Raw genomic sequence first — 15,579 nt, 5'->3', positions numbered from 1 at the left:
AGGCCCAACGGCTACCGCACGTCCACGAAGATCGGGTTCCCGTACAGCCACAGGTCTTCGAACGGATTCGACTGCCCGATCACGTCGGCGCTCGGCTCGATCCCGCCGGGCACGTGCTTCTTGCCGTCCGTCCCGCGCGTCCGCACGAAGAACGGCTCGCGCACGTTGCGGAAGGTGTGCCGGAAGGCGACCCGCCGCCCCGGCGCCCAGCGCGGTTCGAAGGAACGGACCACCCGCGTGCCCGGGGCGGTCTGCGCGTCACGGTCGGCGGCCGGGCCGGTCATCGGTCCCGAAACGAGGTCGAGCCGCGCGAGCCGGGGGATCGCGCCGCCGCCGTTCGGTCGTGACGCCAGTTTCGCCGAGACGACGACCGTGACGTCGTCCCCGCGCCGAACCCGGAGCCTGCCGCCCATCGTGGCCGAGCTCCAGCCGCTGTACGCGCCGAACTCCAGTTCCTGCGCGAGCCCGCCGTGCACCACCCAGACGCGTCCCGCGCGCAGGCCTTCCAGTACACCTTCGTGGCTGCGGCGGGTCACACCGACGACCGTCCGGCTGAACTCAGCGGGGGCGAAGTCCGCGTACGGGGGCAGAGTCTGCGGGACGCCGGTGTCGATCGGGTCCGGGTACGCGCCGTGCTCGTCGTAGTAGCCGTCGGGGACGCCCGGCCGGACGAGGGTGTCGCCGCGGTTGTAGTGCGAGTCGGAGTTGCTGGTGATCCACCACGGCTTTCCCTCGGCCAGCAGTGAATCCCAGAGCCCGCCGACGGTCGCGGTGCTCCAGTCGAAGCCGCCGTAGGTGCGGTAGGCCGACTCCGGGAAGCCCGGCCACGAGTTCGAACCGGGGGAGTTGCCGTACCCGCCGCGCGCGCCACCGCCGCTCCCGAGCGGTTTGGGGAAGCCGTCGGCCTGCGCTCCCGGCGCGCCTTCCATGCCGATGACGATCCCGGGCGCGGCGTCGCGCAGCGCGCGGATCTCGTGCGGGGCGATCCGGCCGTTGCGCAGCGGATGGTTGATCACCACCACCGGCGCGTGGATCCGGCGGGCCCGCTCTTCGGCGGCCAGCCAGCGGATCGCCTTGACGGCCAGCGCCTCGTTGTCCGGCGTGCCCGGTTCGGTCCCGGTCAGCCGCCAGTCGAAGGCGCGCTCGAACTCACGCAGCTTCGCGGACTGGTTCGCGCCCGCCTGGAAGAACAGGGTCGCGTGCTCGGCGCCCGGCACGTTCCACTCCATCCCTTGCCACAGCAGGAGATCGCGGTGCTCGCGCTGCGCCGCCCGGATCGCGGCGTTCGTCCGTTCCACCGACGACTTCTCGTGCGACGCGTGGCCGTGATCGGTGATCACCGCCCAGTCCGCCCCGTGGCGCCGGGCGTCGTCGGCGATTCCGTCCACTGTGTACATCGCGTCGTAGGAGTACTGCGTGTGGATGTGGTGATCGCCCACCAGCCACTGGTAGCGGTCCCGGCCGAAGAGGCGGGAGAGATCGATGCCGAGATCGAGGTCGAGGTTCAGATCGAGGGCTTCCGCCGGGGCGGTGGCGGCGAGGGGAACACCCGCGGCCGCCGCGGACACGAGGCCCGCACGCTTGAGGAATCCGCGGCGGTCGACGCCGGGTTTTTCGCTGTTCACCGGCGGCACGCTAAAGAGCCTCGCTGAACGGGCGGTGTCCGGACGGCCAACGATCAGCGCCGTGTGACGATCATCGCTGCGGTGCGAAAGCCCGGCTCCCCGGAGGATGGCAGGGGAGCCGGGCTCCTTGCTAGAAGTCCCGGTTTGCCGGGGTCACACCGAAGTCGCGGTTGTCCACTCCGGTGATCCGGACACTGCCGGTCTCGTCGCCGGTGATCCGGACGCTGTCGTCAGCGCCCGCCACACCCGCTCCGAGCAGCAAGCCCAGAACCGCCGCGCCGGCCCCCAGGCCCACGCGCACGACGATCTTCTTCATCGGCTTCCTCCCATGTTCTGTTGTTCCCCAGTACCTGGAAGACCAGGCTTAGCGCGAGTGTTCCCGAAATCGCAGCCAAGCGCTACAAAGTTCACGAAATACGCAAAAAGCCACCGTCAGCGACTGCAGAGTCGCCGACGGTGGCCTTTCGTTCAGCTTCAGGAGAGCGGCACGCTCGCCACACCCGGGGCCAGGAACGGCTTGCCGTTGACCTTCTCGGACACGCCGGCCCGGTCCAGGTACGGCGTGATGCCGCCGAGCCAGAACGGCCAGCCCGCGCCGAGGATCAGGCACAGGTCGATGTCCTGCGCCTGGGCGACCACGCCTTCGTCGAGCATGATCCGGATCTCTTCGGCGATCGCGGCCAGCGCGCGATCACGCACCTGCTCGGACGTCGACGGCGAGTCGCCGCGCTGCCACAGTTCGTCGATCTCGGGGTCGACGGTGGCGTTGCCGTGAGCGTCCCACTGCCAGACACCCTTCTTGCCCGCCTTGACGAAGCGGTCGAGGTTCTCGCTGACGGTGAACCGGTCCGGGAACGCCCCGTGCAGGGTTTCCCCGACGTGCAGGGCGATCGCCGGGCCGACCAGCTGCATCAGCGTGAGCGGCGTCATCGGCAGGCCCAGCGGCTCGAGCGCCTTGTCGGCGACGTCGAACGGCGTGCCCTCGTCCACGGTCACCAGGACCTCGCCGAGGAAGCGGAGCAGCAGCCGGTTGACCACGAACGCGGGCGCGTCCTTGACCAGCACGCTCGACTTCTTGAGCTGCTTGCCGAGCGCGAACGCGGTGGCCAGCGCGGCGTCGTCGGTCTTCTCCGCCCGGACGATCTCCAGCAGCGGCATCACCGCGACCGGGTTGAAGAAGTGGAACCCGACCACGCGTTCCGGATGCTTCAGCTGCGACGCCATCGCGGTGATCGACAGCGACGAGGTGTTCGTCGCCAGGATCGCCTCGGGGGAGACGTACTGCTCCAGGTCGGCGAAGACCTTCTGCTTGACGCCCAGCTCCTCGAACACCGCCTCGATCACGAAGTCGGCGTCGGCGAACACGGACTTGTCGAGCGAGCCGGTGACGAGCGCCTTCAGCCGGTTCGCGCCGTCCGGCGAAACCCGCTTCTTGGCCAGCAGCTTGTCGATCTCACCGTGCACATAGGACACACCCTTGTCGACGCGTTCCTGGTCGACGTCGGTGAGCACCACCGGCACCTTGAGACGGCGCACGAACAGCAGGGCCATCTGGCTGGCCATCAGGCCCGCGCCGACGATGCCGACCTTGTTCACCTTGCGCGCCAGCGACTTGTCCGGCGCGCCCGCCGGCCGCTTGGCCCGCTTGTTGACCAGGTTGAACGAGTACAGCCCGGCGCGCAGGGTGTCGTCCATGAGCAGTTCGGCGAGCCCGTCGGTCTCGGCCGCGTAGCCGCGGTCCAGATCGTTCTCGCGGGCCAGCTCCAGCAGCTCGACGGCCTTGGTCGCGCCGGGGGAAGCGCCCTTCGTGCGACCGTCCACAATGGCCTTGGCGCGGGCGATCGCGGCGTCCCAGCCCGCGCCGCGGTCGATCTCGCGGCGGGCGGGGGTGATCTCGCCGTTGACCACCTTCGCGAGCCACAGCAGGGACTGCTCCAGGTAGTCGGCCGAACCGAAGACCTCGTCGACGATGCCGAGTTCCGCCGCCTGCGCGACCTTGAGCATCTTGTTCTGTGCCAGCGCGTTCTCGATGATCACGGTGACCGCGGCGTCCGGCCCGATCAGGTTCGGCAGCAGCTGCGTGCCGCCCCAGCCCGGGAACAGGCCGAGGAAGACCTCGGGGAACGCGATCGCGGCGGTGTTCTCCGAAAGCGTGCGGTAGTGGCAGGAGAGCGCGAGTTCGAGCCCGCCGCCCATCACCGCGCCGTTGACGAACGAAAACGTCGGGATCTCGGAGTCGGTGAGGCGCCGGAACACGTCGTGCCCGGTCTGCGCGATCTCCCGCGCCAGCGCCGGATCCGCGACCGCTTCGACACCGGAAAGGTCGGCGCCGACGGCGAAGATGAACGGCTTGCCGGTGACCGCGATCGCCGCGGGTCCGGCCGCGAAGGCGGCGTCGATCGCGGCGTCGAGGCTCACCAGGCTCTGCGGGCCGAAGGTGTTCGGCCGGGTGTGGTCGTGGCCGTTGTCCAAGGTGATCAGCGCGACCGGCTTGCCGAGGCCGGGCACCTTCACCAGACGCGTGACCGCGTTCGTGACGACCTCGTCGGGGAAGGCGGCTTTCGCCTGCTCAGCGGTGAAAGTCATGGTTACTTCGCCCCCTCGAAGGCCGGGTTCTCCCAGAGCACGGTGCCACCCATGCCGATGCCGATGCACATGGTGGTCAGGCCGTAGCGCACGTCGGGACGCTCGGCGAACTGACGCGAAAGCTGCGTCATCAGCCGGACCCCGGAGGACGCGAGCGGGTGACCGCAGGCGATCGCGCCACCCCACTGGTTGACGCGGGGGTCGTCGTCGGCGATGCCGAAGTGGTCGAGGAACGCGAGCACCTGGACGGCGAACGCCTCGTTGATCTCGAACAGGCCGATGTCGTCGATCGACAGGCCGGTGCGCTTGAACAGCTTCTCGGTGGCGGGCACCGGGCCGATGCCCATGACCTCCGGCTCGACACCGGCGAAGGAGTAGCCCACCAGGCGCATGCCGATCGGCAGGCCGAGTTCGCGGGCGGTGTCCTCGTCGGCGAGCAGCGCCGCGGTGGCGCCGTCGTTGAGACCGGCCGCGTTGCCCGCGGTGATCCGGCCGTGCGGGCGGAACGGCGTCTTCAGCCCGGCGAGCTGCTCGACGGTGGTGCCGGGGCGCGGCGGCTCGTCCTCGGTGGCGAGGCCCCAGCCGAGTTCCTTGGACCGGGTGGCGACCGGGACCAGCTCGGGGCCGATCTTGCCGGTCTTCACGGCCTCGGCGTACTTTTCCTGGCTGCGCGCGGCGAAGGCGTCGGTGCGCTGTTTGGTGATCGCCGGGAACCGGTCGTGCAGGTTCTCCGCGGTCTGGCCCATCACGAGCGCCGTCGGGTCGACGAGCTTGTCGGCGATGATGCGCGGGTTCGGGTCCACGCCCTCGCCCATCGGGTGGCGGCCCATGTGCTCGACGCCGCCGGCGATGGCGATGTCGTACGCGCCGATGCCGATCCCGCTCGCGGTCGTGGTGACCGCGGTCATCGCGCCCGCGCACATCCGGTCCAGCGCGAAGCCGGGCACCGACTTCGGCAGGCCCGCCAGCAGCGCGGCGGTGCGGCCGATGGTCAGGCCCTGGTCCCCGATCTGGGTGGTGGCGGCGATCGCCACCTCGTCGACGCGCTCGGGCGGCAGCCCGGGATGCCGCCGCAGCAGTTCACGGATGGCGTTGACGACGAGGTCGTCGGCACGGGTGCCGGCGTACATACCTTTTTCGCCTGCCTTGCCGAAGGGCGTTCGCACCCCTTCGACGAAGGCGACATTGCGTACCGACCGCGCGTTCGGCGCGAGCGGTGTTGCTCCTGCGGCCACGAATGCTCCTGAAGTAGAGGTAGTCCTGACCGCACCCTAGCCCCGGTTACCCACCGGTAACCAGGATGGTGGCCCGGTCGAGTGGGGGAAGGCACACTCCCGGGTGCGGCCGGGCCGCCGGTCTCGGCCGCTTGGCCGATCCGGGGGTGGTGGAGAAGTTGCTATGTTCGATGTGATCAGGGGGAGGGATCACGATGACAACGCCGGGGCCGGCCGTCACCCGTCGTGCGCTACTGGGGATGGCGGTCCTCGCGCCGCTGGCCGCCTGCACCCGGGGGAACCCGCCCGCGCCGCCGTCACCGACTCCTCCGCCGCCCTCGCCCTCCACCTCGCGCCAGTTCCACGACCGGTTGATGGAGCTGGAGAAGAAGTTCGATGCCAGGCTCGGCGTGTACGCGCTCGACACCGAAGGCGGCGGCACCGTCGAGCACCGCGCCGACGAGCGGTTCGCGTTCTGCTCGACGTTCAAAGGGGTCGCGGCGGCGGCGGTCCTGCGGCGCAACCCCTTGTCGCATCTGGAAACCCGGGTCAGCTACTCGCGGGACGACCTGATGGAACACGCTCCGGTCACCGGGCGGCATGTGGCCACCGGCATGACGATCCGCCAGCTGTGCGACGCCGCCATCAGGTTCAGCGACGGCACGGCCGGCAACCTGCTGCTGCGGGATCTCGGCGGCCCGGCGGAGCTGACGGCGTTCACGCGCAGCCTCGGCGACACGGTGACGCGGATGGACCGGATCGAACCGGCCATCACCGAGGCCGCCCCGGGCGACCTTCGCGACACCACGACAGCGCGGGCCTTCGCCGCCGACTACCGGAAGATCGTGCTGGGCGACGCGCTGACGGCCGACAAACGCGACTTCCTCCGTGACCTGCTCCAGCGCAACACCACCGGCGCCGAGCGGATCAGGGCGGGCGTGCCGTCCGGCTGGACCGTGGCCGACAAAACCGGCACCGGGGCCTACGGCACGCTGAACGACATCGCCGTCGTATGGCCGCCGGGCAAGGCGCCGATCGTCGTGGCGATCATGTCCGGCAAGGCGGCGAAGGACGCTCCGTATGACCAGGCGCTGCTCGCCGAGTCCGCGAAGTACGTCGTCGAGAAGCTCGCGTGAGGGAATCCGGAACTCGCGTGCCCGGAACCGGAACTCGCGTGTTTGAAGACGGAACTCGCGTGTCTGGACGAGTTCCGTCTTCAAACACGCGAGTTCCGCGTCCGAGCACGCGAGTCTCGCCTTAGTTGCCGGTGGCGCTGGGGAGCAGGGCGGGGCAGCCGCCGGTTTTGTAGGCCGGGTCGTACTCGAAGTGCCACTTCTCGTTGTCGTAGCGGCGGCACCAGCCCAGCGCGCCGCCGTTCTCGTCCACCCACGCGGCCGAGTTCAGCGGCTGGATGTCGACGGCGATTCCCTTGACGTGCATGGACGTCTCCGGCTGCAGCGCCCACTTCTTGGCCTGCTCCACGGAGCCGAACCGCTCGACGGCCTTGTCGAACTCGCGCTGCTGCTGGCTCCGGCTGCGCTTGCCGTCGTTCACGCAGAGCGTGATGTTCTGCGCTTTGGCCTTGGCGCGCAGGGCGTTCCACGCCTCGACCACGTCGGGGCGCATGCCGGAGGTTTCCTCGTCGACATAACGCTTGTCGACCGCGCACGTCGGGCCGGTATCGGGGCCGGGGACCTCTTCGAGGACGGCGAGCGCCTGCCCGTTCACCGGCTTGACGGCCACGCCGGTGGCTCCCAGCGTCACCATCGCGACCCCGACGAGCCCCAGCGCCACGAGCACGCTGATCGCGGTCCTGCGGCTGGAGGTGGATGTGGTGGGCACCATCCCGAAGCTACCCAGCGCCCGGCGGGCCGTACAACCTCGTGAGTGGTAAGGACGGTTAGAACCGTCCTTACCACTCACGAGACGCGACTCAGCGGCTCAAGTACCCGAGCCACCCGCCGTACGCCGTGATGTCTTCGGCTCCCTCCGCCGCCATGGGCTCACACACGAACCCGGACACCTCGCTCCCGTCGGCCAGCCGCACTTTTCCGATCGCCAGCGGTGCGGGAACGCCCGCCACGAACTCGCCGAAGCCGCCCAAAGGCAGGTCCCATACCTCGGCCTCGATGGCCGCGCCGCCCGAAGCGACCCGGACGAGGCCGGGTTTGGGCGGCACGGTGTCCAGCGCGTAGAGCCGGTACTCGGCCGCCGTCGGCACCGCCGCGACGAACCGGCCACCACGCGAGGTCAGTTCGTGGTTCAACGGCTGCCCGCGCAGATGAGCGCCGACGACGGCGATCCGCGTCCGCCGCGGCACCGAGCGGGCGACATCGGCGAGGACCCGGTCGGCGTACGCGGCCCCGACCAGCATCATCCCGAACGGCAGCCCGCCGACGGTTCCGGCGGGAATGGCCAGCGACGACAGGCCCAGCAGGTTCGTCGAGTTCGTGAACCGGCCCAGCCGGGCGTTCACGCCCAGCGGGTCGGCCTCGACTTCGGCGATCGTCGGGTGTTCCGTAGTCGTGGGCAGCAGTAGGCAGTCCACAGTGGACAAGACCGCCGCCGCTTCCCGCTCCAGCTCGCCGAGGGTCACGAGGTCACTGAACAAACGATGTGCCGGGATGTCCTTGGCCGCGCCGATGATCCGCCGCACGGCCGGATCGACGGCGTCCGGACGCGCGTCGATGAACTCGCCGACCGCCGAGTAGCGCTCGGCCACGAACGCGCCCTCGTACAGCAGGCGCGCCGCGGTCACGAACGGCGATATGTCGACAGTGACCAGCTCGGCGCCCGCGTCACGGAACTCTTGAGCCGCGGCGGTGAACGCTTCGGCCCAACCGTCTTGAAGAGGGCCGAGAACGTCCGGCACACCGATCCGGAAAGGACGATGGACGACCGGAAGGTCCCGAGGCTCGCGCAAGCAGGCGAACGCCGCCGTCGCCTCGTCGACCGTCCGCGCGAACACCGTCACGCAGTCGATGCTCGCGCACGCGGGCACGACACCGGCCGTCGGCAGCAGTCCCCGCGTCGGCTTCAGCCCGACTATCCCGTTGAACGCCGCCGGGACCCGGCCGGATCCGGCGGTGTCGGTGCCCAGCGCGAGATCCGCGATCCCGAGCGCCACCGCGACGGCCGACCCTGAACTCGATCCGCCCGAAACGTACGCGGGATCGATCGCGTTCCTGACCGCGCCGTGCGGACTGCGCGTGCCGGCCAGCCCGGTCGCGAACTGGTCCAGATTGGTCGTGCCCAGGATCAGCGCCCCGGCCGCGCGCAGCCGCGCCACCACCGGCGCGTCCTCGTCCGGCAGGTAGGCGTACTCGGGGCACGCCGCCGTGGTCGGCAGCCCGGCGACGTCGATGTTGCCCTTGACCGCGGCGAGCTTCCCGTACAACGGCAAGGATTCCCCCGCCGCGCGACGGGCCTCCAGGTGCTCCGCGTCGGCGAGAAGGTCCTCCTCGGGACGCAGGTCGATCCAGATCTCGGGCCGGTCGACCCGCGCGATCCGGTGGTACGCGGCGCGCACCCGCTCCAGCACGCTCATCCCGCGCTCCTTCCCAGTACCACCAGCGGCGTGCCGGGGGCGACCTGATCACCGGGGGAGACGAGCACCTCGACGACCTCCCCGGCGGCGGGCGCGGGGATCCGCGCCTCGGTCTTCATCGCTTCGAGGATCACCAGCGTCTCCGCCGAGCCGACCTTCCCGCCGGGTTCGACGTCCACCCGCCACACGGTCGCGGCGAAGGGAGCCTCGACGACGTGCCCACCGGGTGGGGCCTCGACCTTCGTGGTCGGGACCTTCGCGCCGGCCGGTTCGGGGCGAGGATCGAACTCGCCCGCCGCCGCCCAGGCCTGTCGCTCCGCCTCGAACGCCGCGCTCTGTTTCGCCCGGAACGCGGCGATGTCGGCCGCGTTGTCGGCCAGGAACCGCTCGTGATCGGCCAGCGCGAACTCGCCGTCGGTGATGTCGAGTTCCAGTTCCCCCGCCGAGCTCTGAGCCCGCAGATCGAGCAGCTCCTCGGCCGTCACCGGGTACCACGAGATCCGGTCGAAGAACCGCAGCAGCCACGGCGAACCCGGTTCGAACGACCCGCGTTGCCGCCAGCCGCTCCACACCTGCACGGTCCGCCCGACGAACTGGTACCCGCCGGGGCCTTCCATCCCGTAGATGCACAGGTACGAGCCGCCGATGCCGACGGAGTTCTCCGCGGTCCAGGTGCGGGCCGGGTTGTACTTCGTGGTCACCAGCCGGTGCCGCGGGTCCAGGGGAGTGGCCACCGGCGCGCCGAGGTAGACGTCGCCGAGGCCGAGCACCAGGTACTCCGCGTCGAACACCGTGCGGTAGACGTCGTCCACACTGGACAGACCGTTGACCCGCCGGATGAACTCGATGTTCCACGGGCACCACGGCGCGTCGTCGCGCACGCCCGCCATGTACCGCTCGATCGCCTCGCGCGTCGCCGGATCGTCCCAGGACAACGGCAGCCGTACGGTCCGGCTCGGCACCACGAGATCGCCGGTGCGCGGCAGATCGTGCTCCACCTCCTGCACGAGGCCGAGCAGCTTCGGGACCGGCAGCACGTCCGGGTCGACGTGGACCTGCAGCGAGCGGATGCCCGGTGTCAGGTCGACGACGCCGTCGAGGCCTTCCGCGCCCAGCCGGTCGGCCAGGGCGTGGACGCGCATCCGCAGGGCCAGATCGAGCTTCATCGGCCCGTACTCGATCAGCAGGTTGTCGTCGCCGCTGCGCCGGTAGGTGACCTCGGGATTCTCGTCCGATGTGGACAGACGACCGAGGACACCGCCGTCGTCGATCGGCTTCCGGCTCGCCTTGACCGGTCTGGCCGGTTCTTCCCGCAGCACACCCGCGTGCTCGGTGGTGATGGGCACGAAGCGCACGGTGTCGCCCGGCCGCAGCTGGCCGAGTTTCCAGCGCTGCCCGGTCACCACGGTCGCCGGGCAGACGAAACCGCCGAGGCTCGGCCCGTCCGGGCCCAGCAGGATCGGCAGATCGCCGGTGTAGTCGACGGCGCCGATCGCGTACGGCGTGTCGTGGATGTTCGACGGGTGCAGGCCCGCCTCGCCGCCGTCTTCCCGCGCCCAGCGTGGCCGGGGCCCGACGAGCCGGACGCCGGTTCGCGCCGAGTTGAAGTGCACCTCCCAGTCGGTGGCGTAGAACGTTTCGACGTCGTCCGGGGTGAAGAACTCCGGCGCCGCGTGCGGCCCCTCTGAGGCGCCGATCTCCCAGTGCGTCGCGAAGGCCGTGCGTTCGGCCTCGGGAACCGGTCCGGTGACGGCGTTCTCCGGAACCGGCCCGGGGGAGAGGACGTCACCGGTCGCCAGCGCGCGCCCGCCGTGCCCGCCGAAGCCGCCGAGGGTGAACGTCGCCGCGCTGCCCAGGAATTCCGGCACGTCGATCCCGCCGCGAACGAGGACGTACGCCCGGAGCCCGGCGGTCCCGGTGCCGACGTCGAGCACGCCGCCGGCAGGGATCTCGATGGGTGTCCACTGTGGAACTGGCGAGCCGTCTACGGTCACCGGTGACGGTGATCCCGTGACGCAAACGATTGCGTCCTCGGTGAACCTCAGCGAGACACCGTCCACAGTGCACTCCAGGCCCGCCGCGCCTTCGGGATTGCCCAGCGCGCGGTTGCCCAGGCGCAGCGACAGATCGTCCATCGGCCCGCTCGGCGGGACACCCACGTGCCAGAACCCCAGCCGCCCCGGCCATTCCTGGACGGTGGTCATCGTGCCGCCCCGCAGGACCTCGATCCGCGGTTCGGGGTCGGTGATCGTGTCGAGCGTCGCGGTGTCGTGCGTGACGTCGTGCAGCCGCTGATCCGCGGCGACCGCGCGCAACTGGCCGAGGTTCGTCCGGACGCCGTCCACCCGGCTTTCGCCGAGCGCCTCGCCCAGCGCGGACAGCGCCTCTGACCGATCCGCGCCGACGGTGATCACCTTGGCGAGCAGAGGGTCGTAATGCGTCGTCACGTTAGCGCCGGCTTCGACCCAGGTGTCGACCCGGACACCGCCGGGGAAGTCGGCGCTGGTCAGCAGGCCCGCGCTCGGCCGGTGCCCGGCGGCCGGGTCCTCGGCGTAGACCCGTGCTTCGATCGCGTGCCCGCGCGGCACAGGCGTGGTGGTGAACATCCCGGTGTCGCCGTCGGCGAGCCGGAGCATCCACGCGACCAGGTCGATCCCGTACACCGCCTCGGTGACCGGATGCTCGACCTGCAGCCTCGTGTTCACCTCGAGGAACGCGGCCTCTTCCCGGTCCGGGTCGTAGACGAACTCGACCGTCCCGGCCGACCGGTAGCGCACCGAAGCGCAGAGGTCGACGGCCGCCGAGACCAATTTCTTCCGTACCGCTTCGGAAAGTCCCGGGGCGGGGCACTCTTCGAGTACCTTCTGATTGCGCCGCTGCAGGGTGCAATCCCGCGTGCCCAGCGCCAGCACCTCACCCGTACCGTCGCCGAACACCTGGACCTCGACGTGCCGCGCGTGCGTCACGAGCCGTTCAAGGAACACGCCCGAAGTCGAGAAGCTCTTCGCCGCGATGCTCTGCACCGCGTCCCAGGCGTCGCGGAGTTCTTCGGGGGACGCGCAGGCGCGCATGCCGATCCCGCCGCCACCGCCGGTGGCCTTGAGCATCACGGGGTAGCCGATCCTGCTGGCCGCCGCTTCGGCGTCCTCGAGGCTGTCCAGCAGACCGGTGCCCGGCAGCAGCGGTACACCGGCCTCGACGGCCTTCTCCCGCGCGGTGTGCTTGCTGCCGAAGACTTCGAGGTGGTCCGCGGTGGGACCGGCGAACCGGAGCCCGGCCGCTTCCACCGCCCTGGCGAAAACGGCGTCCTCGGACAGGAAGCCGTAGCCGGGATGGATAGTGTCCGCCCCGGTCTTCAGCGCGGCTTCGATGATGGCGTCGCCGAGGAGGTAACTCTCCCTCGCCGGCGCCGGGCCGAGCCGGACGGCTTCGTCGGAAAGCCGTACGTGCGCGGCCGTGCGGTCGGCGTCGGAGTAGACGGCGACCGTCGGAATGCCCATCTCCCTTGCGGTCCGGATGATCCGGACCGCGATTTCCCCCCGGTTGGCGACGAGCAGTTTCACGCGTCACCGCCGGTGACGATCATGCGGACCGGCGTCGGGTCGAAGCCGTTGCACGGGTTGTTGATCTGCGGGCAGTTCGACACCAGCACCAGGACGTCGGTCTCGGCGCGCAGTTTGACTTCGAGGCCGGGTGCGGAGATGCCGTCGACGATGCCGAGCGTGCCGTCCTGTTCCACCGGCACGTTCATGTACCAGTTGACGTTGCTGACCAGATCCCGTTTGCCGAGACCCCATTTCGCGCCCTCGGTCAGGAAGTTCTCGACGCAGGCGTGCTGGTACCGCGTGTGCTGGCCGTAGCGGAGGCTGTTCGATTCCTTGCTGCAGGCGCCGCCGATCGTGTCGTGCCGTCCGCAGGTGTCCTCGACGACGGTCAGCAGTGGCGCGCCCTCGCCCGTGCGCAACACGCTGCCGATGGTGAGGAAGATGTTGCGCTGCGCGGCGATCGTGGCGGCCGCGCTGTATCTCTTCGCCGTGTCGGCGGCGTCGTAGCAGAGGAAGTCGACGGCCTGGTTGCCGCCGAGGTCGATGATCGCGAGCGTCTCGCCCTTGTGGAGCACGGTGGAGTACGGCGCCCGGGCGGCGACCTCGGTGTCGGAGATGATCGTCGTGGTCATGCCAGGCCCCTAGCGGTGAGGTAGTCGGCGGTGTTCTCGAAGGCGCGCTGTGCCTCGGGTGAGGCCGTCCATTCAGGACTGTCCGGAGTGGACGGCGCGCTTCGCTGGGCGAGGACGCGCAGCGGGGTGACCGTGTAGTCCGGGCGCGGGTCGAGCGGATGCGCCACGTTGGCGATCAGGACGACCACCGGGAGTTCGGTGCGCAGGACCACGGACTTGCCGGGACCCGCCGAACCGGTGAACGTCAGCCCGCCGTCGGTCTCCACGTGGACGCCCTGGAAGAAGGACAGGCTCGGCGGGAGATCGCGCGGCGTGAGGCCGTGTTTGGCGGCGGCGAGGGTGAACAGCGCGTTCCCCGACGGTGAATCGCCCTGCGGGCTCCCATCACCGTAGCGCTCGGCGTTACCGTCCACAGTGGATGTTCCGCAGAGTGCGTCGTGCCTGCCGCTCTCGTCGGTGACGACGGTCGCGAGCACCCGGGCCTGATCGGAAAGCAGGGCGATCGATTCGCCGAGATAGGCGTTCCACTGGACCTTCACCGTGTCCGCGACGTTCAGCCGTTCCCAGGGCTGGTCGGCGTTGAACAGCAGCAGATGCGCGCAGGCGTCGCCCTCGACGTCGGTCAGCCGCAGTTCGGTGCCGCGGGCGAGGACCTTGTGGGTGTAGCCGCCGCCGGCGACGGTCTCGGCCCAGACCAGCTTCGCCGGGTCGATCCCGGGCGGCGGATCCGGCCAGGTGGACGCCGGGATGGCGGGCATCGCGTCGGCCACCGTGCCCGCTTGGGCGCGGGCGTGGTCGCGAGCGCCGTACGTGGTCGATGTCGTGCTCATGGAACCTTCCTTCAGATCGCGGGGACGGAAACCGTGGTGAGCGCGGAGCGGCGGCGCCAGCAGAGGTAGCCGGTGAGCAGTGCGGCGCCGACGAACTCGATCGGGAACAACAGGACCCAGACGGAACCGGTACCCGCCAGGTCGTAGATCTCGGCTCGTGGCCAAGCGATGTTGACGATCATCATCGCGCCGTACCCTACTGCCGCCATGTTGACCGGAATAGCCCATCGCCCCAGGGAGAAATGGCCGGGTTCCGGGGTGAAACGGCCTTGACGGCGCCGGAGCAGCAGTGGTCCGGTCACCAGGAGGTAGGCGAGGTAGACCACGACCACCGAAGTGCCGGTGATGGTGCTGAAGATCGTCGGATTCCCCAGGTTCAGCAGCAGGAGTCCGATGGCGAGCACCCCGGACAGCACCGCGGGCGCGATCGGCGTGCCGGTGCGGGCGTTCACCGCGGAAAGCCTTCTGGCGCCGGGGAGCGCGCCGTCGCGCGCCATCGAGTAGATCAGCCGGACGGTGCCGGTCTGGATGGTCAGGGTGCAGACGACGACCGCGATCGCTACGTCGGCGAGGAAGACCCGGCCGAGTGTGTCACCGAAGACGGCCGTGATCACGTACGGCAGGCCTTTCCCGGCCAGTTGCCCGTCGGTCAGGCTCGGTGCCGCCATCAGCGCGGTGAGGACGACGGCGAGCCCGCCGAGCCCCGAGATCAGGAGTGCGCGGAGCACGGCGCGCGGTGCGGTGCGGCGCGCGTCCTTGGTCTCCTCGGCGACGGAGGCGGCGGTATCGAAACCGTACAGAACGTACGCGGCCATCAACGCCGAAGCGAGAACGCCGCCGGCTCCCGGGCTTTCGCCCGCGGGCTGGAGCACGACCTGCGGGCCGCGGACGGCGAACATCGCGAGACCGATGATCAGCACGAGGACGCCGACGAGTTCGGCCGCGACCCCGATGTCGTTGATCCGCGCCATGAGCCGCACGCCGCCCGCGTTGATGGCGGTGGTGAGGACGATCAGCAGGGTGCCGAGCAGGACCGCGTTGCTCGCGCCGGTCGGGGAGGTGATCGCCGGATCCCCACCGACGAGCTGGAACCCGCTCCAGACCGAGGGGAGGACGACCTGCAGCGCGATCGCGGCGCCGGCGAGGGCCACGACGCAGCCCACCAGCATCATCCAGCCGGCGAGCCACCCCGCGAATCCGGGGGAGAGATGTTTCGCCCACTGGTAAACCGATCCGGCCAGCGGGAATCGGGCGGCGAGTTCGGCGAAGTTGAGCGCGACGAGCAATTGCCCGGCGATCACCAGCGGCCATGTCCAGAAGAAGAGCGTGTCGCCGAAGGAATAGCCGAAGGCGAACAGCTGAAACACCGTGGTCAGGATGGAAACGAAGGAGAAACCGGCGGCGAAGGCGGAGAAACCGCCGAGTGTCCGGCGAAGTTCTTGGCGGTACCCGAAGGCGGAAAGGTCTTCGGAAGGCATTGCGGAGGCTCCTGTCTCAAGGGCCGAATTTCGATCGGCTGACCGAAATTAAGCGCGTGCGGGATCCTTCCGATCTCCGCCGGGTAAGCGCGGTGTTAACAGATACCGGATTCGGTAACCTG

General features: G+C 70.0%; 11 protein-coding genes. 1 reads left to right on the top strand and 10 read right to left on the bottom strand.

The features are described from left to right. Positions 1–11: 11 nt before the first annotated feature. From H074_RS28545 to H074_RS28530, 4 genes are all read right to left on the bottom strand, one after another. Positions 12–1,625 (bottom strand): CehA/McbA family metallohydrolase domain-containing protein, encoded by a 1,614-nt coding sequence (locus H074_RS28545; RefSeq protein ID WP_039923630.1) that lies wholly within the window; start codon positions 1,623–1,625, stop codon positions 12–14. A gap of 130 nt (positions 1,626–1,755) precedes the next feature. Continuing rightward, complete coding sequence (locus tag H074_RS28540; protein ID WP_007033546.1) at positions 1,756–1,941, bottom strand: hypothetical protein; 186 nt, start codon at positions 1,939–1,941, stop codon at positions 1,756–1,758. Between the two features lie 158 nt (positions 1,942–2,099). Further along, positions 2,100–4,211, bottom strand: coding sequence for a 3-hydroxyacyl-CoA dehydrogenase NAD-binding domain-containing protein (locus H074_RS28535; protein ID WP_007033545.1), 2,112 nt, complete (start codon positions 4,209–4,211; stop codon positions 2,100–2,102). A 2-nt stretch (positions 4,212–4,213) separates the two neighbouring features. Beyond that, positions 4,214–5,446, bottom strand: coding sequence for a thiolase family protein (locus tag H074_RS28530; protein WP_051072028.1), 1,233 nt, complete (start codon positions 5,444–5,446; stop codon positions 4,214–4,216). Between the two features lie 194 nt (positions 5,447–5,640). On the opposite strand from H074_RS28530, the gene bla reads away from it, so the two are divergent. Further along, complete coding sequence (gene bla, locus H074_RS28525) at positions 5,641–6,561, top strand: class A beta-lactamase (RefSeq protein ID WP_039923595.1); 921 nt, start codon at positions 5,641–5,643, stop codon at positions 6,559–6,561. 121 nt (positions 6,562–6,682) lie between these two features. Here bla and H074_RS28520 read toward each other — a convergent pair whose 3' ends face one another. From H074_RS28520 to H074_RS28495, 6 genes are all read right to left on the bottom strand, one after another. Next, a complete protein-coding gene (locus tag H074_RS28520) occupies positions 6,683–7,270 on the bottom strand; it encodes a D-alanyl-D-alanine carboxypeptidase family protein (protein WP_007033542.1) in 588 nt (195 codons plus the stop codon). An 88-nt stretch (positions 7,271–7,358) separates the two neighbouring features. Beyond that, the gene (locus H074_RS28515; RefSeq protein ID WP_007033541.1) at positions 7,359–8,972 is read right to left on the bottom strand and encodes an allophanate hydrolase; all 1,614 of its coding nucleotides are present in this window, start codon (positions 8,970–8,972) and stop codon (positions 7,359–7,361) included. Then, the gene (uca, locus tag H074_RS28510; RefSeq protein WP_007033540.1) at positions 8,969–12,535 is read right to left on the bottom strand and encodes an urea carboxylase; all 3,567 of its coding nucleotides are present in this window, start codon (positions 12,533–12,535) and stop codon (positions 8,969–8,971) included. The genes H074_RS28515 and uca overlap by 4 nt, the downstream gene beginning before the upstream one ends. Then, entirely contained in the window at positions 12,532–13,149 is a 618-nt protein-coding gene (locus H074_RS28505) for an urea amidolyase associated protein UAAP2 (protein WP_007033539.1), read from the bottom strand. The genes uca and H074_RS28505 overlap by 4 nt, the downstream gene beginning before the upstream one ends. Further along, positions 13,146–13,979, bottom strand: coding sequence for an urea amidolyase associated protein UAAP1 (locus H074_RS28500; protein WP_007033538.1), 834 nt, complete (start codon positions 13,977–13,979; stop codon positions 13,146–13,148). The genes H074_RS28505 and H074_RS28500 overlap by 4 nt, the downstream gene beginning before the upstream one ends. An 11-nt stretch (positions 13,980–13,990) precedes the next feature. Continuing rightward, positions 13,991–15,457, bottom strand: coding sequence for an amino acid permease (locus tag H074_RS28495; protein ID WP_007033537.1), 1,467 nt, complete (start codon positions 15,455–15,457; stop codon positions 13,991–13,993). Between the last annotated feature and the right edge of the window lie 122 nt (positions 15,458–15,579).

The organism is Amycolatopsis decaplanina DSM 44594, from assembly GCF_000342005.1.
Taxonomy (GTDB): Bacteria; Actinomycetota; Actinomycetes; order Mycobacteriales; family Pseudonocardiaceae; genus Amycolatopsis; species Amycolatopsis decaplanina.
The sequence above is the reverse complement of the archived record's forward strand: the minus strand, read 5'-3'. Positions and strand labels throughout refer to the sequence as shown.